Source organism: Rhizobium sp. L51/94 (genome assembly GCF_019355555.1).
Taxonomy (GTDB): domain Bacteria; phylum Pseudomonadota; class Alphaproteobacteria; order Rhizobiales; family Rhizobiaceae; genus Rhizobium; species Rhizobium rhododendri.
Window position 1 is genome coordinate 1649741 of record NZ_CP072141.1, and the last position, 23242, is coordinate 1672982.

23 protein-coding genes are annotated in these 23242 nt (G+C 61.2%); 14 read left to right on the forward strand and 9 right to left on the reverse strand.

All coding sequences use genetic code 11. The annotated features are described in order from the left end of the window. The first annotated feature begins 2 nt into the window (after positions 1-2). The gene (locus J5274_RS08035; RefSeq protein WP_219274911.1) at positions 3-494 is read left to right on the forward strand and encodes a F0F1 ATP synthase subunit B; all 492 of its coding nucleotides are present in this window, start codon (positions 3-5) and stop codon (positions 492-494) included. 52 nt (positions 495-546) lie between these two features. Here J5274_RS08035 and J5274_RS08040 read toward each other — a convergent pair whose 3' ends face one another. Then, on the reverse strand, positions 547-1221 hold the full coding sequence (locus tag J5274_RS08040) for a ribonuclease HII (RefSeq protein WP_142824134.1): 675 nt from the start codon (positions 1219-1221) through the stop codon (positions 547-549). Between the two features lie 113 nt (positions 1222-1334). Further along, positions 1335-2492, reverse strand: coding sequence for a PA0069 family radical SAM protein (locus J5274_RS08045; RefSeq protein WP_219274912.1), 1158 nt, complete (start codon positions 2490-2492; stop codon positions 1335-1337). A gap of 143 nt (positions 2493-2635) precedes the next feature. Here J5274_RS08045 and J5274_RS08050 point away from each other — a divergent pair, with 143 nt between their 5' ends. After that, positions 2636-3157, forward strand: a complete 522-nt coding sequence (locus J5274_RS08050; RefSeq protein WP_142824136.1) for a glycosyltransferase family 2 protein — start codon at positions 2636-2638, stop codon at positions 3155-3157. 17 nt (positions 3158-3174) lie between these two features. Here J5274_RS08050 and moaB read toward each other — a convergent pair whose 3' ends face one another. The 4 genes from moaB to J5274_RS08070 form a co-directional block, all read right to left on the reverse strand. After that, on the reverse strand, positions 3175-3729 hold the full coding sequence (gene moaB / locus J5274_RS08055) for a molybdenum cofactor biosynthesis protein B (protein WP_142824137.1): 555 nt from the start codon (positions 3727-3729) through the stop codon (positions 3175-3177). Then, on the reverse strand, positions 3726-4634 hold the full coding sequence (locus J5274_RS08060) for a 4-(cytidine 5'-diphospho)-2-C-methyl-D-erythritol kinase (protein ID WP_142824138.1): 909 nt from the start codon (positions 4632-4634) through the stop codon (positions 3726-3728). The genes moaB and J5274_RS08060 overlap by 4 nt, the downstream gene beginning before the upstream one ends. Before the next feature lie 6 nt (positions 4635-4640). Next, positions 4641-6476 carry a tetratricopeptide repeat protein gene (locus tag J5274_RS08065; RefSeq protein WP_142824139.1) on the reverse strand — a complete coding sequence of 612 codons (1836 nt, stop codon included), beginning with the start codon at positions 6474-6476 and terminating at the stop codon, positions 4641-4643. A 119-nt stretch (positions 6477-6595) separates the two neighbouring features. Then, complete coding sequence (locus J5274_RS08070; RefSeq protein WP_142824140.1) at positions 6596-7612, reverse strand: polyprenyl synthetase family protein; 1017 nt, start codon at positions 7610-7612, stop codon at positions 6596-6598. A 108-nt stretch (positions 7613-7720) separates the two neighbouring features. On the opposite strand from J5274_RS08070, the gene J5274_RS08075 reads away from it, so the two are divergent. Continuing rightward, positions 7721-7951 (forward strand): DUF2007 domain-containing protein, encoded by a 231-nt coding sequence (locus tag J5274_RS08075; protein WP_142824141.1) that lies wholly within the window; start codon positions 7721-7723, stop codon positions 7949-7951. 8 nt (positions 7952-7959) lie between these two features. Continuing rightward, positions 7960-8733, forward strand: coding sequence for a tRNA1(Val) (adenine(37)-N6)-methyltransferase (locus tag J5274_RS08080; protein ID WP_142824142.1), 774 nt, complete (start codon positions 7960-7962; stop codon positions 8731-8733). Positions 8734-8797: 64 nt separating this feature from the next. Here J5274_RS08080 and J5274_RS08085 read toward each other — a convergent pair whose 3' ends face one another. Then, positions 8798-10135 carry an Nramp family divalent metal transporter gene (locus J5274_RS08085; RefSeq protein ID WP_142824143.1) on the reverse strand — a complete coding sequence of 446 codons (1338 nt, stop codon included), beginning with the start codon at positions 10133-10135 and terminating at the stop codon, positions 8798-8800. A gap of 379 nt (positions 10136-10514) precedes the next feature. Between J5274_RS08085 and J5274_RS08090 the strand changes: the two genes are divergently transcribed. From J5274_RS08090 to J5274_RS08105, 4 genes are all read left to right on the forward strand, one after another. Next, positions 10515-11198 (forward strand): ParA family protein, encoded by a 684-nt coding sequence (locus tag J5274_RS08090; RefSeq protein WP_142824144.1) that lies wholly within the window; start codon positions 10515-10517, stop codon positions 11196-11198. A gap of 362 nt (positions 11199-11560) precedes the next feature. Then, positions 11561-13309, forward strand: a complete 1749-nt coding sequence (locus tag J5274_RS08095) for a DUF3857 domain-containing protein (protein ID WP_161990940.1) — start codon at positions 11561-11563, stop codon at positions 13307-13309. A 180-nt stretch (positions 13310-13489) separates the two neighbouring features. Then, on the forward strand, positions 13490-14353 hold the full coding sequence (locus tag J5274_RS08100) for a S49 family peptidase (RefSeq protein ID WP_142824146.1): 864 nt from the start codon (positions 13490-13492) through the stop codon (positions 14351-14353). A gap of 18 nt (positions 14354-14371) precedes the next feature. Continuing rightward, positions 14372-14563: a hypothetical protein gene (locus tag J5274_RS08105; RefSeq protein ID WP_142824147.1), complete on the forward strand. Its 192-nt coding sequence runs from the start codon at positions 14372-14374 to the stop codon at positions 14561-14563. Positions 14564-14653: 90 nt separating this feature from the next. Here J5274_RS08105 and J5274_RS08110 read toward each other — a convergent pair whose 3' ends face one another. Both J5274_RS08110 and J5274_RS08115 read right to left on the reverse strand, forming a co-directional pair. Then, entirely contained in the window at positions 14654-14968 is a 315-nt protein-coding gene (locus J5274_RS08110; RefSeq protein WP_219274913.1) for a type II toxin-antitoxin system RelE/ParE family toxin, read from the reverse strand. An 8-nt stretch (positions 14969-14976) separates the two neighbouring features. Beyond that, positions 14977-15252 (reverse strand): hypothetical protein, encoded by a 276-nt coding sequence (locus J5274_RS08115; protein WP_142824148.1) that lies wholly within the window; start codon positions 15250-15252, stop codon positions 14977-14979. 104 nt (positions 15253-15356) lie between these two features. Here J5274_RS08115 and J5274_RS08120 point away from each other — a divergent pair, with 104 nt between their 5' ends. The 6 genes from J5274_RS08120 (at position 15357) to glyS (ending at position 23222) form a co-directional block, all read left to right on the forward strand. Next, on the forward strand, positions 15357-16316 hold the full coding sequence (locus tag J5274_RS08120; RefSeq protein WP_142824149.1) for a glycine--tRNA ligase subunit alpha: 960 nt from the start codon (positions 15357-15359) through the stop codon (positions 16314-16316). 94 nt (positions 16317-16410) lie between these two features. After that, on the forward strand, positions 16411-16962 hold the full coding sequence (locus J5274_RS08125) for a LemA family protein (RefSeq protein WP_111217668.1): 552 nt from the start codon (positions 16411-16413) through the stop codon (positions 16960-16962). A 95-nt stretch (positions 16963-17057) separates the two neighbouring features. Next, positions 17058-18332 (forward strand): 3-phosphoshikimate 1-carboxyvinyltransferase, encoded by a 1275-nt coding sequence (locus J5274_RS08130; protein WP_219274914.1) that lies wholly within the window; start codon positions 17058-17060, stop codon positions 18330-18332. 48 nt (positions 18333-18380) lie between these two features. Further along, entirely contained in the window at positions 18381-20315 is a 1935-nt protein-coding gene (locus tag J5274_RS08135) for a DUF2207 domain-containing protein (protein ID WP_224129853.1), read from the forward strand. A 215-nt stretch (positions 20316-20530) separates the two neighbouring features. Beyond that, the gene (locus J5274_RS08140; RefSeq protein WP_142824151.1) at positions 20531-20986 is read left to right on the forward strand and encodes an endonuclease domain-containing protein; all 456 of its coding nucleotides are present in this window, start codon (positions 20531-20533) and stop codon (positions 20984-20986) included. Between the two features lies 1 nt (position 20987). Further along, positions 20988-23222: a glycine--tRNA ligase subunit beta gene (glyS, locus tag J5274_RS08145; protein WP_142824152.1), complete on the forward strand. Its 2235-nt coding sequence runs from the start codon at positions 20988-20990 to the stop codon at positions 23220-23222. Positions 23223-23242: the final 20 nt, after the last annotated feature.

Genomic DNA, 23242 nt, shown 5'->3' on the forward strand with positions numbered 1-23242 from the left:
CCATGGAATTCCATCTGGACGAAACCTTCTTCGCCCTCGTTGGCCTGCTGCTGTTCATCGCCCTCATCGTCTACATGAAGGTTCCCGGCATGATGGCGAAGTCGCTCGACGAGCGCGCCGACCAGATCCGCAACGATCTGTCGGAAGCCAAGCGTCTGCGCGAGGAAGCCCAGCATCTGCTGGCCGAGTACCAGCGCAAGCGCAAGGAAGCGGAAGTCGAGGCGGCCAATATCGTTGCCTCTGCCGCTCGCGAAGCCGAGTTGCTGACAGCCGAAGCCAAGAAGAAGACGGAAGAATTCGTCGAACGCCGCACGGCAATTTCCGAGCAGAAGATCAAGCAGGCAGAGCTCGACGCCATCAAGGAAGTTCGCGCTGCCGCTGTCGACTTGGCAATCGCCGCAGCCCAAACCGTCATCGCCAGCAAGGCAGACGCCGGTGTTCAAGCGAAGCTGTTCCAGGCAGCGCTTGGCGACGTCACGGCAAGCTTGAACTAAGCTTTGTACACATCAATGCGAAAGGCCGGGCATCGTCCCGGCCTTTTTGCATTTAGGGGGTTTCGTTGGCGAGGACATCCTTGCGCATCGGCCGGAAGCTCATGCGGTGCAGAGGGCAGGGGCCGACGAGTTCGATGCTGCTGCGATGAACTGCGGTGGCATAGCCGGCATGTGCCGCAAAGCCATAGGCCGGAAACACCATGCCGGCCCTGACCATCATCCGGTCGCGCGTTACCTTGGCAAGGATCGAAGCCGCGGCGATCGACAGCGACCGCCGGTCGCCCTTGACCACAGCCCTGCCGGAGCAGGGGAGGCCGGGTGGCACGTCGAGCCCGTCGACAAGCACGAAGCCTGCCGCGATCGCAAGACCGCAGACAGCCCGACGCATGGCATCGAGGCTCGCCTTGCGAATATCGGTCGCGTCGATGCGTCCGGCGCTGGACGATGCGATGGAGATCGTCGATGTCGCAATGATGAACTCGAACAGCTCTTCCCGTCTGGCAGCCGACAATTGCTTGGAATCGTTCAGGCCTTCGGGAATGTTATCCGGATCGAGGATGACGGCTGCAGCAACGACAGGCCCGGCGAGAGGACCTCGGCCTGCCTCGTCCGTGCCGGCAACCGGCCAGTGGCCTGCTTTGCGCGCCGAGTGCTCCAGCGTGAAATCCGGGACGAGCGGCAGGTCTTCGAAGAGCTGAGGAGAATCGGGTGGCGTGCGACGTGTCATGCGGCTGACCCTCGCACGCCAACCCGATTTCCTGCAAGTCCCCCGGCATTGGGGCGGCCAAGCCGGGGGATATCCTTTGGACAGTCAGGGCAACCGTCCGCAGGAATGGGTTTTCAGAGCAGCGACAGTTGAACGCCACTGCCATCCGGGGGAACGAACAGATCGGTGCGCAGTCTAATGCTGCGGCGCGTAAGGCCGAGCCTCTTGGTCGCCATCTCGAACCGACGGCTGATCTGCCAGGCGTAGGGTCCGGCACCTTTCATCCGCTTGCCAAAATCCGCATCGTAATCCTTGCCGCCGCGCATCTCGCGGACCAGCGACATCACATGCCGGTACCGGTCCGGGTAGTTCTGCAGCAGCCAGTCGCGAAACAGCGGACTGACTTCGAGCGGCAGGCGCAGCATTACGTAGCCGGCCTCCTCGGCGCCCGCAGCCTTGGCCGAATCCAGGATCTTCTCGAGTTCATGGTCGTTGAGTGCCGGGATCATTGGCGCCAGCATGACCGACGTCGGGATGCCCGCCGCGGAAAGCATCCGGACTGCCTCCAGTCTGCGTGCCGGCGTCGAAGCGCGGGGCTCCATGGTGCGTGCAAGCTTGCGGTCGAGGGTGGTGACCGACAGCGAGACGCGCACGAGGTTCTTTGCAGCGAGTTCGCCAAGGATATCGAGGTCGCGCAGCACCATGGCCGATTTGGTGACGATGGATACCGGATGGTTGGCCCGGTTCAGCACCTCCAGGATCTGGCGCATGATCCGCCATTCCTTCTCGATCGGCTGATACGGATCGGTGTTGGTGCCGATGGCAATGACCTTCGGCTCATAGCCTGGTTTAGCCAGTTCCCTTTCCAGCAGCTTCGGCGCATCCGGCTTGGCAAACAGCTTGGCCTCGAAATCCAGTCCGGCAGACAGCCCCATATAGGCGTGCGTCGGGCGCGCGAAACAGTAGATGCAGCCATGCTCGCAGCCACGGTAAGGATTGATGGAGCGATCGAAGGGAATGTCCGGCGACGTATTGCGGGTGATCGCCGTCCGCGCCTTCTCGATCTGCACCTCGGTCCTGAAGGGCGGCAGGTCTTCCAGCGACTGCCAGCCGTCGTCGATGCTCTCGCGGCTCGATGGTTCGAAGCGACCGCCAGGATTGAGCCCAGCACCGCGGCCACGCCGCCGGTCGATGTCGATCCGCAGACCGGACGAAACGATCAGTGCATCAGCCATATCTGCCGTGTTGGCAGGCGCGAATGCGGCCTGCCCTGCAAGGGACTGTTGGTTCATCGGTGGCTCCAGCGGCAGGGGATGCCCGTGCATCCCGATGTCTGACCTTGATTAAATTCCTATCGCAGCAATGAGAACAATGCAAGAACAAAATGCGGAAAACTGCGCTGGTATTCGATTATGCACCGCACTATAAACGAGCGATGTTGACAGTCATAATCGAATGCCGGGACCAGGAACCCGAATTGGCGCAGACACTTGCGTCCCTCGTCGCGGGTGCGATCGAGGGCCTGGTCTGTGACGTCGTGGTTCTCGACCATGGCTCAAGCGATGGCACCGAGCGCGTTGCCGATGCCGCCGGCTGCCGCTATCATACCGAATGGGATATCGGCGAAATCCTGCGCTCCGCACGCGGCGAATGGCTGCTGCTGGTGGAGCCCGGCGCGCGCCCGCAGGCCGGCTGGATAGACGAGATCGGCGAGTATATGGCGCTGAACAAGTTGCCCGCCCGCTTCACCGCCTCGCGTGGATACAGGCGGCCGTTGCTGCAGCGCATCGGCCGGGCGGTGTCGCCGCTGGAGTTCGGCTTCCTCATTTCAAAGGCGCAAGCTCTGGCCGCTGCCAGAAGCGGCATGACATTGGCAGAACTTGCCAAGGGCCAGAAGCCCGGAAAGCTGTCGAGCGAGATCATCCCGTCCTGGGTGGCGGCGCGCTCGCTGCGCTGAGCACGCAGCCTCTCTGATCAGACGGATTGTCCGCCGCGCTTGAGGTGTTCGTCCAGGCGCGGCATGATCTCGATGAAATTGCACGGCATATGGCGGTAGTCGAGCTGTGCCTTCAGGATGCCATCCCAGGCATCCTTGCAGGCGCCGGGCGATCCCGGCAGCACGAAGATGAAGGTGGCATTGGCCAGCCCTGCCGTCGCCCTCGACTGGATCGTCGACGTGCCGATCTTGTCGTAGGAGATGCGATGGAAGACCGCCGAAAAACCCTCCATGCGCTTTTCAAACAGCGGCTCCAGCGCATCCGGCGTCACGTCGCGGCCGGTAAAGCCGGTGCCGCCGGTGGTGATCACCACATCGACGGCGGGGTCCGTGGTCCAGGCTTCCACGGTAGCGCGGATCTGTGCGATATCGTCGGGCACTATGGCGCGGGCGGCCAACCAATGGCCGGCGTCTGCAATGCGCCCCACCAGAGTGTCACCGGATTTGTCGTCTTCGGCTGTGCGGGTGTCGGAGACGGTGAGCACGGCAATGCCGACTGGCACGAAAGGCCGCTGTTGCGTAGAGCCTGTCATCGGAGATCTCCTGCGGTTGTCTGCGTTGCCTGAAAATACCAGTCCGGCCTGTGGCTGTGAAGCGAAGCGGCCGCAGCCTTGGCTGCATCCGGATCGTCAAACAGGGCAAAACAGCTGGCACCAGAGCCGGACATCCTGACGAGCCTGGGTCGTTGCCCGGCCATTAATACCGATAGCTCGCCGATCTCGGGGCAAAGTGCACGCGCCGGCGGCTCTAGATCGTTGCGGAGGCTGTCGATCACGGAAAGCCACTCGGTGCTACTCTGCAGTTGCCGGTGTTCGAAACCGAACGGTGGATTGTTCTTCTCCGTCAACTGACGAAAAACCGCCGGTGTCGATACCCCGACCAGAGGGTTGCCGATCAGCAAGCCGAAGGACGGGAAGTCCGGTAGCACGTCGATCTCCTCGCCGATGCCACGGGCGATCAGTGGCCGGCTCGTCAGACACATCGGCACGTCAGCCCCGAGTTGCAGCGCAAGAGCCTTCAGCTTATCCGGCGTGAGATTGATATTCCAAAGCCGCATCAGCCCGCGCAAGGCCGCAGCGGCATCGGCCGAGCCGCCACCTATGCCGGAGGCGATGGGCAAGCTTTTCTCGAGATGAATCAGGACCGGCGGTGCACTGCCGCCAGATGCCTGCCGCAAAAGATCGCGAGCCCTGATCACGAGGTTGCTAGTGGATTGCTCCTGCGGGCCAAGAGACGTTGCGAACCGTCCGGATATCTCGAACCTGTCCGCATCGGCGGCGCTGAACCCCAGCCGGTCGCCATGATCGGCAAAAGTCACCAGCATGTCGAGCAGATGGTAACCGTCGTCCCGAAGCCCCGTCACATGCAGGGCAAGGTTGATTTTCGCGGGCGCCTCTTCCGTGAGGTCGAAGGCGCCCGCGTCAAAAATCGATGGCATCGGTCGTCAGGATTTCTTGTCGACTGGCGGGGTCTCGGCCGGGACTGCTGCCGGCGGCTTGGATTTCTCCGCAGCCTTGGGGTCGTCGAGCGGCGGCAGGCCGTTGGCGATCTTGTCCTTCAGACGCGGCAGGTCGGCCTCTTCCGGCTTGTAGGTAATCGCCCGGTTCCACTGGTAGACGGCCTCGAGACGACGCCCGACGCGCCAGTATGCATCGCCGAGATGGTCGTTGACGGTGACATCGCCGGCTTCCAGCTGCACGGCGCGTTCCAGTTCCTTGACCGCATCGTCGAAGCGGTTGAGGCGGAAATAGGCCCAGCCGAGCGAATCGACGATGTAGCCGTCGTCAGGTCGCGCATCGACAGCCTTCTTGATCATCGCCAGCCCCTCGTCGAGGTTGCGGTTCATGTCGACCCAGGAATAGCCGAGATAGTTGAGCACCTGCGGCTGGTCGGGGTTTAGCTCGAGCGCCTTCTTGAAGTTCGGCTCGGCAATGTCCCACTTCTTCAGGCGCTCATAAGCGATAGCGCGCTGGTAGAAGATGTTCCAGTCGGCTTTGGTCGGCACTGGGCCGATGACCTCGACAGCCTTGTCATAGTTGTCGGCCATCGCCTGGTAGTTCTTGGCCTGAGACAGCACGTTGCCATAGGCAAGGTAGCTGCGGATATCCTTCGGATCGGACTCGATCAGCGACTTCAGGTGCTTGAGCGCATCTTCGGACTTGCCGCCCTGTGCCAGCGCCAGCCCGAGTTGCAGTTCAGAGATACGGGCCATTGGCGATCCCGGCGGCACCTGCTTGTAGAAGGCGATGGCGCGGTCCATCTGGTCCTGCTTTTCGGCAATGCCGCCGAGCAGCACCAGCGTGTCCGAGCTCTTCGGGTCCAGCGCATTCGCCGTCTCGAGGTACAGCGATACCACGTCTTCGGCGCCATCGCGGTTTAGCGCGGCGGCAACGGAGAACAGCACGGATGCGGCCCCCTGCGAGGCGTTGGTCACGGCCTGCTCCGGCTTTTCACCCTTGCCGATGCTGTCACGCAGCGCGTTCAGCGGCGCAAAATTGCTGATCATGCTGTCGCCGACGGAGATTGCGTCCAGCGCCTTCTGCTTGTTGCCTTCCTTGGCTTCGAGCGAGGCAAGCGCCATGACGGCGCGCATGTAGGTGTCCGGTGCCGTGGCGCCGCCGTCCTTGTCGAGCACGGCGCTGTTGAGGTGCGTGCGAGCCGATTTGGTATCGCCGATGACAAGGGCGATGGTGCCGGCCTGGTAGTTCTTGAAGATGTCGAACCAGTTCGGCCCCTGCATCTTGTCGACCATCGCCAGCGCTTCCTTGCCGCGTCCGGCGCCGACCTGCGCCCAGGCGGCAAGCAGCCCGTTCATCATCCGGTCGAGGTCGTTCGGGCCGGTGTATTTGAGGATAGCCTGGGCTGCGCTGTAATCGTGGCGGCGCATGGCGTCCATGCCGCGCACGATTGTGGTGATCCGCTCGACCGTCGGGTCGGACTTCAGTTCGTTGGCATATTTGACGCCTTCGTCGATATTGCCGTTGAGCAGCAGCGAAATCATCAGGCGTTGGCGGATTTCCGGGTTGCCCGGCTCGATCATCAGCGCCTTTTTGTAGAGCGCTATGGCGTTGATGTAGTCATGGTCGACATCGGCCGTGCGGGCGGCAAGAAAGGCGCCGGAAAAGGTATCGACGCGGTCCGGCTCGAAGGTCACCGTATCGCTCGCATCCACTGCCTTCTTGGACGCATCCTCAGCGTGCAGCACGTTGATCGCAGTCACCGAAATGAACGCGGCGAGAGCTGCGCTCGAAAGCAAACGAATGGCAAGTGTTTGCCGCATTAGAGAACCTTTCTTGGAGGGCAACCGGAAGCCGGTCGCGCCATGCATTCTTTCAGCACTGATTCACAACAGGATGGCTTTTTTGAAGCGGCCCCGCAAGAAATACAGCTCGTCGCTTGTCAGTTAACGCGCTCGATGCAGAAGTCGATGACTTCCATCAGGGCCGATTTGCCGGGGCTGTCCGGCAACGGTGCCAGGGCATCTCGCGCAATCGTGCCGTAGTGGACGGCCCGTCCGATGGTGTCGTTGAGGGCGCCGTACTTGGTGATCAAACCCAAGGCCTTTTCGAGATTGGCGTCGCTGCTGTTGCCGTTCTCTATGGCGTCGCGCCAGAAGGCACGCTCTTCCTCGGTGCCCCGGCGATAGGCGAGGATGACCGGCAGGGTGATCTTGCCCTCGCGAAAATCGTCGCCGACATTCTTGCCGAGATCGACGGCCTTGCCACCATAGTCGAGCACATCGTCAACCAGCTGGAAGGCGAGACCAAGATTGGTCCCGTAGGATTTCAACGCATTGCGGCCGGATTTGCCGCCATTTGCAACGATCGGCCCGACTTCCGCAGCCGCTGCAAAAAGCGCCGCCGTCTTGGCGCGGATGACCGAGAGATAGTCGTCCTCGGTGGTCTCCATGTTCTTGGCGACCGACAGCTGCAGGACTTCGCCCTCGGCAATGACACAGGCCGCCGTCGACAGCACATCGAGCGCTTCCAGCGATCCGACATCCACCATCATACGAAATGCCTGGCCGAGCAGGAAGTCGCCGACCAGCACGCTCGCCTGGTTGCCCCAGATCATGCGGGCCGTGGAGCGGCCACGGCGCAAGTCGCTCTCGTCGACCACGTCGTCATGCAGCAGCGTTGCCGTATGCATGAACTCGACAGAGGTCGCCAGCTTGACGTGGTTTTCGCCCTTGTAGCCAAAAAGCGCTGCAGAGGCGAGCGTCAGCATCGGCCGCAAACGCTTGCCGCCGGAGGAAATCAGATGCTCCGCGACCTCCGGGATCATCTGCACATCGGATCCAGCCTTGGAAAGGATCAACTGGTTGACACGCTCCATATCTGCCTTGGTCAGGTCGACCAGCGGCTTGACGGAGGCCAGTCTGTTTTTGCTTTCTTCAAGCGGTATCACGACGCCCAACGTCCCGAACTCCTGTTCATTTTGTGAAAACGACAATAAGAAGGGGCAGGGGACGCGGCAAGGGGCGAATTGTCCGGTCGCGCAAAATTGACAGGAAACGCCAGGTTCATGCACGAATTGATACGCACCAACGATCCCGTCACGCTTTCATTCGCCGAAAGCCTGATGAAGGATGCGGGTATCCGCTGCATGGTTGCCGATGAGGCAATGAGCATTCTCGAAGGCTCGCTCGGCATGTTGCCGCGTCGCTTCTTGGTCGACGGGGACCGCGCCATCGAGGCCCGCCGCATCCTGATAGACGCCGGCCTTGGCGACGAGTTGCGCGCCGAGCGGCGCTGAGAGCGGCGATGAACGAACCCGGCGAAACCATCGACGCTTTTCATCGCGGCGCGTTCCATATCGTCCAGCCGAAGGGTCGGGGACATCGCTCCGGCATGGATGCCATGCTGCTAGCCTCACTCGTTGACGACAGCCGCGCCATCAGGGTTGCCGATCTCGGCGCCGGTGCCGGCGCTGCCGGTTTTGCCGTTGCCTCACGCCTCGAGCGTGCCGAGGTCACACTATTCGAACGCTCTCAGGAAATGGTCGAGTTTGCCGAAAAGAGCCTCGCGCTATCCGAAAACAGCCGTTTTGCCGGCCGGATATCGGTCGTCAGTGCCGATGTCACGCTGACAGGCAAGCGACGCAATGCTGTGGGCCTTGCCGACAACAAATTTGACCACGTCATCATGAACCCGCCCTTCAACGACGGCAGCGATCGGCTGACGCCCGACCCCCTCAGGGCGGAGGCGCATGCCATGACGGAAGGCCTTTTCGAGACCTGGCTGCGCACAGCCAGCGCCATCCTGGTCCCTGGCGGCCAGCTTTCGCTGATTGCCCGTCCGGAATCGATGGGCGAGATCATTGCTGCCTGCGGCCGGCGTTTCGGCGGGATCGAGATCACCGCCATCCACCCGCGCAACGGCGAAAGTGCGGTGCGGATCCTGGCGACCGCTATCAAGGGATCGAGGGCCCGCCTGGCGCTGCGCTATCCGCTCGTCATGCACGAGGAAGGCAGCAACCAGTTCATGCCTTTCGTCGACGACCTCAACAACGGACGCATTGCCTATCGTCGACGGTAACGGGTCTTTCTTTGTTTTCACGCATTTCCGGACGCAAAACCGCTCAGCGCGTTTGCTGGAATTACTAGAAGAAGATGTCTCCCAGTAGCTTGATGTTCAGAAGGGCAATGGCGAAGGCAATCAGGTAGGCAATTGCACTCAGCCAGCGCGGAGCCACCAGGGCACCCATCTTCGCCTTGTCGGAGGTAAACATCACCAGAGGGAAGACGGCGAAGGAAAGCTGCAGGCTGAGCACCACCTGGGTCAGGATCAGCAGTTCCGACGTACCCTCGTCGCCGAACCAGATGGTGACGATAGAGGCCGGGATGATGGCCAGACCGCGCGTCACTGCCCGGCGGATCCACGGCTTCAGCCTGATCTGCAGAAAGCCTTCCATGACGATCTGGCCTGCCAGCGTCGCGGTCACCGTCGAATTGATGCCGCAGCAGAGAAGAGCAATGCCGAACAGGGTCGGCGCAATCGCCATGCCCAGCAGTGGCGCCAGCAGCGAGCTCGCATCGCCGAGTTCGACCACGTCGGTCTTGCCGTGGGCATGGAAGGCGGCAGCGGCAAGGATGAGGATCGCAGCGTTGATCAGCAGCGCAAATGTCAGCGCCACCGTCGAGTCTATCGTTGCAAACGTCAGCGCCTCGCGCTTTTCCGGCAGGGTCTTCCCGTATTTGCGGGTCTGTACGATGCCTGAATGCAGATAGAGATTGTGCGGCATGACGGTCGCCCCGAGGATGCCGAGTGCCAGGTACAACATTTCCGGATTACGGACTATGTCTGTGGTCGGCAGGAAGCCACGGATGACGCCGCCCCAATCCGGATCGGCAAGGGCGATCTGGAAGGCGAAGCAGCAGGCGATGACGCCAAGCAGGGTAATGATCAGTGCCTCGATCCAGCGGAAACCGAGCCGCTGCAGATAGAGAATGAGAAATACGTCGAGCGCCGTCAGCAGCACGCCCAGTTCCAGCGGCATGCCGAAGATCAGGTTGAGCCCGATGGCGGTACCGATGACTTCAGCGATATCGGTGGCGATGATGGCGATTTCGGCGAGTGCCCAGAGCGGTACCGCGACATAGCGCGGAAATGCATCGCGACAGGCCTGCGCCAGGTCGCGGCCGCTGGCGATGGCGAGCCGGGCGCACAGAGCCTGCAGCACGATGGCCATCAGGTTGGACAGAAGCGCCACCGAGAGAAGCGCATAGCCGAATTTCGAGCCGCCCGCGAGCGAAGTCGCCCAGTTGCCGGGGTCCATGTAGCCGACCGCCACCAGGTAGCCCGGCCCGGCAAACGCCATCATCCGGCGCAGCTTCGATCCGCTCTTCTGGGTGTCCACCGAACCATGCACGTCGGCAAGGCTGAGGTCGAGGCTGTCCTGCCGCCAGCCGGCATCGGTTTTCGGTTTGATCGCGTCCATGGTGTCCTCGTCTGTATGCTGCAATGCAAGACTAGTTGTTTAGAATGATAATGCAAGTCATTCGCAACAAGAAATTTATGTGACGAGAAAATTTGCCGTGGCGGGGTCATTTGCGGCAGCAGAGCGATGTGATGGTCAGGCTGATCGGGGGCGGAGGGATAGCGCGCGCATCGGCTTCGGTGGGCGCGGCGCGTGGTGCGATAACGCCGGATAACAGCGCTACAAGGCCATAAATCGTGTCGGTATTCAGCTATGGGCAAGATGTTTATATTTATTGTTAATAATTTATACGTCATATATTCGTCATCAAACAGTCATGAAGACGCGTCCTTGACCCCTGCGCCCCATGTTCGCAAGGGTTGGCCGGGAAGGGGCATCTTTGGCAATCATCTGCTTTGCAAATAGCCGGTCGGAAATCGGAGGGCGCGCTGCCGCTGCCGTAGCGAACGAACTATTGAACGAGGGGTTTGGTGCCGCACTTTACGACTGCCTGGAACGGTTTGCTCTGGAAACCCACCTGCAATTTCCGCGCGACACATCGGTGCGAAATCCGGTTTGCGGAAGGCAGTTCATCGAGGAGACCAGAGCCCTCGCCCGAACCCATGAACATCTTGTCATCGACCTCTCCGGTGCCGGGGACCAGATCGCCGCGATCGCCTTTGCCATGGCGGATCTCGTGCTCATTCCCTTCCTCCCCCATCAGCCGGACGCCGCTCCGTTCGTAAGGACAATCGAGCTCCTCGACATACTCTCCTCCCACCGCTCGCAACCTCTGCGCCGTGCAGTTTTCCTCGCCAGCCACGACAGCATCAGTCCACGCGTGCATCTGGAGATTTCCGGCCAACTGATCCGCCGCGGCCTCGCAACATTCCCAGTGTCCTTCCAAGACCCGCCAAAGCAAGTCGTGGCAACCGGCAAAGCGCGATGCATCGATCACACTGAAGTCGCTGCCGAGAGCGCCGCATCCCTCCTCAAAGCCGACATCGCACGCTTCAGCCAATACGCCCTCAACGCAGCCCTCCACCCAAACCACTCCACCACCCGCGCGCTGGCGGCCAGCTGATAAGGCTGGGGCGCGTAAAAGTTACGGATCAATCGCCTAAGTCCGGACCGCGCTACCTACTTCGCCACGGGAGTAGGAGGCACTTGCGCTACCTTCAGCCTGATTTCATTTTCGCCTAATATCGGGGTGATGCTTGTGGCATGCCGCCTGCCCACTCGTCGTCCACGAAGGTGATTGCAATGAAAAACGATTTGCCTTCCCGGTCGTCGCGCTCATGCACCTTGGCAAATCTTGCCGTCCAAACGCTTCTGTGCGCAGCGAGTATTCTAGTCCTCGCCCGAGAAAGTCATGCCGACCAACCCATTGAAAGGGTTGAAAGCATTCATTACAAAGTCGCGTCGGATTATACATACAAGTTTACGATGGTCATCGACGACTTCGTGCAAAAGCAAGCGCAGATCAAGGATCTGTCGCAGTTTGCAATGACATATGACCCTGCCAGAACGTCGTTTCGTTTTATAAAAGGGTGGGTCGATGGACCCAACGGCGTTCGTCACGAACCGGCACCGGATGCCATATTCACCCGTCCAAGTGCCGCCTCGCGCGACGCGCCGGGCTTCGTATCCTCGCTGACGACAACGGTTGTCATGCCTGCGGTGACGACCGGCAGCCATGTTCACTACGAGATCGAGGAAGTCGTCTCCAAACCGTCCCTGATGGGCTTCAACCCGGCGGCATGGCTCGACCCGTTTCGAGACGCCAACGAGCAGGTGGTCATCGACATGCCTGCCACACTTCCCTTCACCATCGCCAGCCAGGGTGGTTTCGCAGTCTCCGACACGACGGCGAACGGCATTCGTCATATCGTCGCCGACGCCAGCCTGCGGAACGTCTCGGCCGGTGACAAAGAGCAGCATATGGCCTCCCTCGTGGAGTTCGAGCCGCTGTTTCTCGGCACCTCGCTGCGCAGTTACAACGAAGCCGGCGACATCTACTACCGCGTCAACAAGGGCAAGCCGGTTGTCACGGCAGAGATCGACGCGCTCGCCAAGAGTATCGTCGGAGATCGCAGGGGGCTCGACGCAGCACGCGCCATCTATGACTGGTGCGCCAAGAACATCCGCTATCTCGCCGTTTACATGAGCGATGACGACGGCTACGAATCGCATGACGCAGCGACCATCTTGAAAAACGGTTATGGCGATTGCAAAGACCACGTTACGTTGATGCAAGCCCTTCTTTCTGCAGAAGGCATCCGCTCCCAGCCGGCACTCATCGACTGGAGCAATCGGGCCAGACCGCTTCCGCTCTGGTCGCCCTACGAGATCAATCACGCGATAATTTATCTGCCCGACTTCGATGTCTTCGCCAACCCGACCAGCCCCTTCACCCCGTTTGGTGTCCTCGATCAGGGACTGAGCGGCAAGCTCGCCATTGTCGCTGGCGAGCATTCCGAGGTTCGTCGCACGCCTGAGATGACGCCTGAAACCGAGCAATTCGTCACCAAAGGCTCCATACGCATCAACGACGACGGAACCATCCTCGGCCAGGCGACCGCGACGATGTCACCAAGCATCGAAATGTCGCTCCGCTCGGCCCTGCAAAACCCCGATGAAAACAACCGCCGGATCGACCGCAAGCTCCGAAACACGCCCGAAGGCGGCTTTGGCCGGCTTGTGACGAGCGGGCCGGAGGACATGGATCATCCTTTCAAACTGACGATGGACTGGCATAGTCCCCATGGAATAGACCCGGCGGGCGGTGCGTTCGTGTTGCCATCGCCGCCCCTGTTCGATCCGATCGATGAGCTGCGATCGTTTCTCGACCGGAAGGGCAGGCGTTTTACGCCCATGGAGTTGCCCGTTCGTGATCTCAACTGGGCTTATAGCGTCGCCATGCCCGCCTCTTTCAGGATTGCTACTGCGCCCAGGGATGTCGATATCAGCAACGAAGTTGGGTCTTACAAGGCGATCTACCAACGCCAGGAAGATTGCCTGGTCGTCCAACGTCAACTTGTCCTGAAGGCGAGAGAGCTCGAACCTTCCGCCTACGCCGATCTGGAGCGCCTTATCTATGCAGCGCAGAACGACTTTACAGCCATCGTGACGACAGGCGCCAGACAGATCGGATCTCCCGAGACGAGTGCAGACAGCTCCAAATGCCATCCTTGATCCGCTCCGTAATCTGATTGCTCCACCGCTTGCGCAGAACGCCACAAATCTGCAGCCAGTCACCCTGCAAATCAGGGCGCGCTGCGCTCTTCCCCCGCTTTCGTCCCGTCAGCCATTGTGTTTGCCGTTTCAATTCATACATGCTTGTGACTTGAACGGGACCAAAACAAGGGTTTGACGATGGCTGGACTGCTGAGACGACTGCTGCCGAAGCGATTTCGCAAGGAGGGGACGGTGATCCCCGTTGTTCGCCTCAGCGGCACGATCATGGCAGGTGGCAGCCCTTTCCGGCCAGCCCTCAATCTGGCCAGTGTCGGCCACGCTCTCGACAAGGCGTTTTCGATGAAGGCATCACCTGCGGTTGCCATCGTCATCAACTCGCCGGGTGGCTCGCCCGTCCAGTCGCGCATGGTCTACAATCGCATCCGCGACCTCGCGGTCGAGAAGAAGAAGAAGGTGCTCGTGTTCGTCGAGGATGTGGCTGCTTCCGGCGGCTACATGATTGCGCTCGCCGGCGACGAGATCATCGCCGACCCGACATCGATCGTCGGATCTATCGGCGTTGTCTCCGGCGGCTTCGGTTTTCCCGAACTGTTGAAGAAGATCGGCGTCGAGCGGCGTGTCTACACCGCCGGCAGCAACAAGGTGATCCTCGATCCTTTCCAGCCGGAAAAGGAGAAGGACATCGACTATCTCAAGAGCCTGCAGCTCGAGATCCACACGATTTTCATCGACATGGTCCGCGAGCGCCGCGCCGGCCTGATAAAGGCGGACGATGATACGATCTTCTCCGGCCTGTTCTGGACGGGAACAAGGGGACTGGAGCTCGGCCTCATCGACGGCCTCGGCGAAATGCGCCAGGAGCTGAAGAAACGCTATGGCGAAAAGACGAAAATCGAGCTCGTCTCGTCGTCGCGCGGCCTGTTCGGAAGAAAGGCGCCAAGCATCGCCTTGCCCGGCCTTGACAGCATTGCCGCAGGTCTTGCATCCGGGCTTGCGGAAGCCGCAGAAGAAAAGGCACTATGGGGCCGATACGGATTATAACAACGGAACAGCCCCGGCATGGCGCAGCTCATTTTCATCATCGTTATCGGCAGCGTCTGCTGGCTGATCTACAAGCGCTTCATCAACGCGGCGCAGCGGCTGCAACAGCAGTCGCAGCGCCAGGAGCGCGAGCGCAGCACCGGCGCCATGGGCACGCTCGTCAAGGATCCGTTGACGGGCGAATACCGGCTGAAGAGGGACGAGGAATAGCGGGTCGCGGGATGCTAGTTCCGGATCAAACCTGCGAAATGCGTGCAGTGCCAAATGATTGACCAGGCTAGCTGCACCGCGAGTGCATCGCTAGCGCCGATGCCGGACCCGCGAAACCCAATCGGCTCCTGCATAGCTGATGCAGACTATTAGGATAGTGCGTGTTGGGTCGTCGACGGTGAAACAAACAACTGCTTTTTCAGAGGCCGGTATAGCGCGTAACCCGGTATAGATTTCGTCACGCACGGTGCCGATTTTCGGAAAGTCTGCGAGCGACGCAATGAAATTCACGATTTCATCTGTCTTTGCCAGTCCGACTGCAATGCCGGCATAGTCCGAAATCATCGAAACGGTCTCAAAAAGATCGTCTTCGACCGCCGGGTGCCTACGGATCGTATAGCGCATGGATGGCCTTACATGTTGTGTTGCGCGCTCAGCTTTTTCTTCACGCGCTCGGCCATGTCAGCGCCGTCCCACGGTAACCAGTCACCGACAGGCAAGGCCATCCGTCGCCGGATTTCATCTGTCAGTCCCACAGGATCTTCGGCGGAAGTTTCATTTTGAAGCATCATCCGGGCAATGCCAGCTTCCACCACGCTCGAGATCGACGGATAGATACCCTCCTCGACCAGTCGTTCCGCATAGCGCAAATAGTCTTCGGTAAGGGTAATCTCTGTCTTGACGTTCATTGTCCTTCTCCGATGAAGCCGGTGTTTCTCTATACTTGTTATCTTGACCCCTGTCCCCTCCCATGGCACCAGTCGCGCTTCTTACCGCAATTCGGATCCCCATCATGACGGCTGCAGCCATTCCCGATCACATGAACCCGAAGCGCTCGTTCCAGGCGCTGATCCTGACGTTGCATGCCTATTGGGCGGATAAGGGTTGTGCGGTCCTGCAGCCCTATGACATGGAAGTCGGCGCCGGTACCTTCCATCCCGCGACGACGTTGCGCGCGCTCGGTCCGAAGCCTTGGAAGGCAGCCTATGTGCAGCCGTCGCGCCGCCCGTCCGATGGCCGATACGGCGAAAACCCCAATCGCCTGCAGCACTATTACCAGTATCAGGTGATCCTCAAGCCGAACCCGCCGAACCTGCAGGAATTGTATCTCGGCTCGCTGGCCGCCATCGGTCTCGATCCGCTGCTGCACGACATCCGCTTCGTCGAGGACGATTGGGAAAGCCCGACGCTGGGCGCCTGGGGTCTCGGCTGGGAGTGCTGGTGCGATGGCATGGAAGTCTCGCAGTTCACGTACTTCCAGCAGATTTGCGGCATCGAATGCGCACCCGTCGCCGGCGAACTGACCTACGGTCTCGAGCGGCTGGCCATGTATGTGCAGGGCGTCGATAACGTCTACGACCTCAATTTCAACGGCCGCGAGGGCGACGAGAAGATCTCCTATGGAGACGTCTTCCTGCAGGCGGAGCAGGAGTATTCGCGCCACAATTTCGAGTTCGCCAACACCGAGATGCTGCATCGCCACTTCATCGACGCAGAGAAGGAGTGCCTGGCGCTTCTGGCATCAGGCGCGCCGGGCGAGGGCGACAAACGGGTCCTGCACAAATGCGTCTTCCCGGCCTATGACCAGTGCATCAAGGCCAGCCACGTCTTCAATCTGCTCGATGCGCGCGGCGTGATCTCGGTCACCGAGCGCCAGAGCTACATCCTGCGTGTGAGAACGCTCGCCAAGGCTTGCGGCGAGGCCTTCCTGCTGACCGATGCTGGCGGGGCCAACGTCATGCAGGCGGCCTGAACCGCTCGTAGATCGACCCTGAAATGACGCATGACATCGGCGCCGGGAACGCATAGGGTCCGGCGCACTTCTCTGTCGTTCTGGGGGCTTGACGATGTACATTATTCTGGGCGTGGCTGTGCTGGCCGCGATCTATGTGATCTTTGTCTACAACGGTCTGGTGCGTGCCCGGCAGGTGGCCGAAGAAGCCTGGTCCGGCATCGACGTGCAGCTGAAGCGCCGCGCCGACCTGATCCCCAACCTGATCGAAACCGTGAAGGGCTATGCCACCCACGAAAAATCGACGCTGGAGGAGGTGGTCTCCCTGCGTAACCAGGCGCAGGCCGTGCCATCAGGCGATGTCGCCGCTCGCGGTGTCGCCGAAGGGCTGCTCGGGCAAGCTCTCGGCCGGGTCATGGCGCTGGCCGAAGCCTATCCGGACCTCAAGGCCAACCAGAATTTCTCCGAGCTGCAGGCCTCGCTGGAAACGATGGAGAGCGAGTTGCAGATGGCGCGGCGCTATTACAACGGCGCTGCCCGCGATCTGAACGTCAAGGTCGAGAGCTTTCCGAACAATCTCGTTGCCGGCCCGTTCGGTTTTGCCAAGCGTCCCTATTTCGAGGTCACCAATGAAGCCGATCGCGCCGTTCCATCCGTGAAATTCTAGATCTTTCCCCTTTCGGAATGGTTTTGCGACGGATATGGAGGCGATAGAACCTGTTGCCGGGTTACCGTTTCGTTGGCAGATGGAAGAGATTGACGATGGGCAGAGCAAAACTCACGATTATTCCGCCGGGCAAGCCGCTCACCGGTCGCGCCATGCCGCCCGGATCGAAGTCCATTACCAATCGTGCGCTGCTGTTGGCCGGCCTCGCCAAGGGCACCAGCCGGCTGACCGGCGCGTTGAAAAGCGATGATACCCGATACATGGCCGATGCGCTGCGCGCCATGGGCGTCAGCGTCGAGGAACCGGATAGCACGACTTTCATCGTCACCGGCACGGGTGTGTGGTCTGCGCCCGAAAAGCCCTTGTTTCTTGGAAATGCCGGCACTGCGACGCGCTTCCTGACGGCGGCTGTGGCAAGCGTTGCTGGAACCGTGGTCGTCGATGGCGACCAGCATATGCGTAAACGGCCTATAGGACCGCTGGTCACAGCATTGAAATCGCTCGGCATCGATGTTGAAGCCCCGACCGGATGCCCGCCTGTGACAGTGCGTGGCAACGGCCATTTCGGCTCTGGCCGGGTGGAAGTCGATGCCGGCCTTTCCAGCCAATATGTCTCGGCATTGTTGATGGCTGCACCTCTGGCATCGCCGGGCGCAAACCAGCCCGTCACCGTAACCCTTGCAGGTGCAGACATCGGCGCGCGCGGCTATGTGGACCTGACCCTGGATGTCATGCAGGCTTACGGAGCGAAGGTAGAGCAGCGCGACGGCGTCTCCTGGACCATTCAACCGACCGGCTACACGGCAACCGATTTCCACATCGAGCCAGATGCATCGGCGGCCACCTATCTCTGGGGTGCCGAAGTGCTCAGCGGCGGGGCCATCGACATCGGCACGCCGGCAGACGCATTTACCCAGCCGGATGCCAAGGCCCATGCGGTGATTTCGGCCTTTCCGCATATGCCTGGTGTCATCGACGGATCGCAAATGCAGGACGCCATCCCGACCATCGCCGTGCTGGCCGCGTTCAACGAAACTCCGGTCCGGTTCGTCGGTATCGCCAACCTGCGCGTCAAGGAATGCGACCGTATCCGCGCCCTGTCGACCGGCCTGAACGCCATCCGCGAAGGGCTGGCGACGGAGGAGGGCGACGACCTGATCGTTGCTGCCGATCCGAGCCTCGCCGGACAGCGTCTGGAAGCGGAAATCGATACCTTTGCCGATCACCGCATTGCGATGAGCTTTGCGCTGGCTGGTCTTGTTATCGACGGGATTACCATTCTGGATCCCGATTGCGTTGCCAAGACATTCCCTGATTACTGGCAGGTGCTGGCATCGCTGGGGGTGACTTATACGGACGACGCCAGCTAGCGAAACCGTTTCGCGGCGCGCGCTACACTGGGTTCGGGGGAACGCATCGTGATACGGATTGCCGCACGTCTTTGTCTGCTGTGTCTTGGGCTGCTCGTTACCGGGGCTGCATCGGCGCAGGAGGTCATCACCGCCTTCCAGCAGGCCATCATCCTCGACAAGGACGCCTCGATGCAGGTGACCGAGACAATCGGCGTCAATGCCGAGGGTCGCGATATCCGCCATGGCATTTTCCGCGATTTCCCGCTGACGTTCCAGGATGCGTACGGCAGGACAGCGACCGTCGATCTTACGGTTCAATCGGTTAGCCGCGATGGCAGCCCTGAGCAATGGCGCAGCGAGAGTATCGAAGGCGGCATCCGCATTTATATCGGGTCTGCCGACGTCACCCTCAGCCCCGGACGCCATGAATTTCAGCTCACCTACAAGACCAACCGCCAGACCCGCTATTTCGACGACTACGACGAGCTGTACTGGAACGTCACCGGTACCGGATGGGTGTTCCCGATCCAACAGGCGTCGGCAACGGTCATGCTGCCCGAAGGTGTCAGGCCGCAGGGTCTCGATTTTGCCACCGGGCCGCTTGGATCAAAGGGCAGGAATGCCCGGGTCAGCGAGGACGGCAGCGATGTCGTTTTCGAGACCACCCGGCCGTTGGCCCCAAAGGAAGGCCTGACGATCGCCATCAAGCTGGCAAAGGGCGCCGTCGATGCTCCGAGCGTCGACCAGCAGCGCGCCTGGTTCCTGCGCGACAACAGCGACCTCATCATCGCCGGTATCGGCCTGTTGCTGGTGCTGGCGTACTATGGACGCAGCTGGGTCAAGGTTGGCCGCGACCCCGACCGCGGTGTCGTCGTACCCCGCTGGGATGCGCCTGAAGGAACCTCGCCAGCCTTGGTCAACTATATAGACAATCGCGGCTTTTCCTCCGGCGGCTGGACCGCACTGTCCTCCGCCGCGCTCAATCTCGCCGTCAACGGCTACGTCGTGCTGGAAGATCTTGACAGCAGCATCGTCATCCGCCGCACGGCCAAAACTGCAGCCGGCAAGCTCGATGCCGGCGAGCAGACGTTGCTGAACGCGATTGGCGGCAAGGACGACGCGCTGGTCATCGACAAGGCCCACGGCGAAAAGGTTCAGGCAACCGGCGAGGCGTTCCGCGACGCGATCGAGAAGGAACATCGCGACGCTTACTACAAGAGCAACGCGCTCTACACGTTCGGTGGCATCGTGCTGTCGCTGGTGGTGTTCGTCTGCATCGTCGTTTTCGGCCGGCTGCACGAAAATGCAATGCCGCTGATCATCGTGCCCGGCATGCTGTCGGTTTTCGGCGTCGCGGTCGCCGCCTTCATTGGAAGGTCGTTCCGTCCCAATGCAGGCACGGTGCGCAAGGTCTTCGCGGTACTGGTCTTTGCCTTCATCGCCTTTGTCGCCGTCTCTGTCGTCGCCATCCTCTTCGCTGCGCAGACCTCGTCGCCCGCCATCGTCGGCGACCTGCCGCTGACGGTCGCGATCATCGGCATCTTCGCTGCCAATTGCGTCTTCTTCTTCCTGATGGGCGCGCCGACTGCCCTCGGCGCCAGGGTGATGGATGGCATCGCCGGGCTCCGGCAGTACCTGACGCTCGCCGAAAAGGACCGGATGAACATGCAGGGCGCTCCGACCATGTCGCCGAAGCATTTCGAAACGCTGCTCCCCTATGCGGTGGCGCTCGGCGTCGAAAAGCCCTGGACTAAAAGCTTCGAGAGCTGGTTTGCCGCAGCCGCCATCGGCGGCGTTGCTTACGCGCCAGGCTGGTACGGCGGCAGCTTCGGTGCCGACAGTTTCTCGGACCGCATCGGCGGCTTCTCCTCATCGATGGCCTCGACCATAGCCTCGACGATCCCGGCTCCCGTCTCCACCTCCGACAGCGCCTTCTCCAGCAGCGGCGGTGGCAGCTCATCCGGAGGTGGCGGCGGCGGTGGAGGCGGCGGCGGCTGGTGAGTTGAGGGCGCGCGGTAAGTGGCAGTATTTACCTCCCCCTTGAGGGGGGAGGTCGCGGCGAAGCCGCGGGTGGGGGTGATGGTTGTTGAAACCAGGGGCCATACCCGTTTGTGAGGCGGATCACCCCGCCCCGTCGCTTCGCGCCGACCCTCCCCCTCAAGGGGAGGGTGTGCCATTTGCAAGCTCGCCGTGCAGCGCGTCAAAGGGAGCCAAGCATGCCAAAAAAGCCTTCACAGCTGAGCCGTTTTAAGGTGGCCAACAGCCGTCGGCTCCGCGCTGATGCCACGGATGCGGAGGTAAAGTTATGGCGCCATCTCTGGCGCATCCCCATTGAGGGTACGCATGTCAGACGGCAGGTCCCTATCGGTAAGTACTTTGCGGATTTTGCCTGTCATCAGATCGGTCTGATCATCGAGCTGGACGGCAGCCAGCATGCTGAAGCCGCCGCCGGGCGCTACGATCTCGAACGGACGAGTTTCCTCGAAAGCCAAGGTTATCAAGTTATCCGATTTTGGAATGCCGATGTCCTCTCCGAGCTTGACGCGGTCCTCGACACCATATTTGCCATTGTGCAGCAGCGACAAATTTTGCTAGCAGAAGCCGACCGTTTTCACCCCACCCCGGCACTGAGTGCCGACCCTCCACCTCTCGGGGAGGGTGAGGAATATTGACATGCCCGATCTCCTGCTTGAACTTCGCTCCGAGGAAATTCCAGCCCGCATGCAGCGCAAGGCCGCGGGAGACCTGAAGAAGCTTGTCACCGACGCCCTGGTCGATGCGGGCCTGTCCTACGAGGGTGCGCGGGAATACTGGACTCCCCGGCGCCTGACACTCGATATTCGCGGACTGACCGCGCGTTCCGCCGATGTCCGCGAGGAGCGCAAGGGCCCCCGTCGCGATGCCAACGCCCAGGCGATCGAAGGTTTTCTGCGCGCCGCAGGGCTGTCGTCCATCGACGAGGCGCAGATCCAGAGCGATCCCAAGAAGGGCGAGTTCTACGTCGCCATCATCGCCAAACCCGGTCGCGCTGCCGAGGAGATCATTGCCGATGTCATGCCCGGCATCATCCGCAGCTTTCCGTGGTCGAACACGATGCGCTGGGGTGCCGCTTCCGCAAAGCCGGGCTCGCTGCGCTGGGTCCGCCCGCTGCAGTCGATTGTCTGCACCTTCGGTACCGAGCACGAAGGCACTGTCGTCATTCCCTTCGAGATCGACGGTATCGTCGCCTCCGACGTCACCTATGGCCACCGTTTCCACGCGCCCGCAGCGATCACCGTCAAGCGCTTCGACGACTATGTTGCCGGCCTGGAGAGAGCCAAGGTCATCCTCGACGCCGAGCGCCGCAAGGAAATCATCGCTGCCGATGCAGCAAACCTGGCCTTTGCCAGCGGACTGGAACTGGTCGACGATCCAGCCCTGCTCGAGGAGGTTTCCGGCCTCGTCGAATGGCCGCAGGTGCTGATGGGCGAGTTCGAGGCGGATTACCTGACGATCCCCTCCGAAATCATCCGCCTGACGATCAAAACCAACCAGAAGTGCTTCGTCACCCGTCCCCACGGCAGCGAGACGCTTTCCAACAAGTTCGTGCTGATCGCCAATATCGAGGCCAGTGACAGTGGCGCGGAAATCATCCACGGCAACGGCAAGGTCGTGCGCGCCCGGCTATCCGACGCGCTGCACTTCTGGAAGCGCGACCAGGGCGATCTTCCCGACCTCGACACGCTGCAGGCGTCGGCCGCAAAATTCAACCTGGACCTTGGCAAGCCGCTCGACCAGCGCATGGCCAAGCTCGATGCCCTCAACGTCACCTTCCACGCCAAGCTCGGTAGCCAGGGCGAGCGCGTTGCGCGCATCCGCAAGCTCGCTGCAGCACTGGCAGCGGTGACCGGTGCCGATGCAGGCCTCGTAGACCGCGCCGTCGTGCTGGCGAAGGCCGACCTGCGCACTGAAGCCGTTGGCGAATTCCCGGAGTTGCAGGGGCTGATGGGCCGGAAATATGCGGCTCTCCAGGGCGAGGACCCGTCTGTCGCTGCTGCCATCGAAGATCACTGGAAGCCGAACGGCCCGTCTGACCGGTTGCCGCATGACAAGGTCGGACTGACCGTGGCGCTAGCCGACAAGCTCGACACGCTCGTCGGGTTCTGGGCGATCGACGAGAAGCCGACTGGCTCCAAGGATCCCTACGCCCTCCGTCGCGCAGCGCTCGGCGTCGTGCGTATCGTGCTCGAACAGCGCATCCGCCTGCCGATCATGCGCTATCTCAGCGACCATATGGCGATAGTCGACGAATCCGTCGAAATGGCCGGCCTCCGCCAGCAGATGCAGGAGCATCCGGACGGACTGATGAAGTTCGGCCATGCGAACGGCGAGCAGATGCTGGCGCGCGAGCGCGACCTGCTGTCGTTCTTCCATGACCGGCTGAAAGTCTACCTGCGCGATCAGGGCGCCCGCTACGACCTGATCGATGCGGTGCTGACGCCGGAGACGGACGACCTGCTGATGGTGGCCCGCCGCGTCGAGGCCCTGACCTTCTTTATCACCTCGGAAGACGGCAAGAACCTGCTTGCCGGCACCAAGCGCGCAACTCAGCTGCTAGCGGCCGAGGAGAAGAAGGGTACCGTCGTCGCCGATGCCGTGACCCCGGCTTTGTTGACGCTCGATGCCGAGAAGGATCTGTTTTCGGCCGTCGCCAAGGCCTCCGGGGAGGCGTCTTCCGCTATCGCCACGGAGGACTTCCGCTCGGCGATGACGGCATTGTCGACGCTGCGCCTGCCCGTCGACCGGTTCTTCACGGATGTCCTGGTCAACGACGAGGACGTTGCCGTGCGTGGCAACCGCCTGGCGCTGCTTCGCCTGATCCGCGAAGCCACTGGCACGGTTGCCGATTTCTCAAAGATATCCGGCTAGATTAACTATCGGCGGCCCCG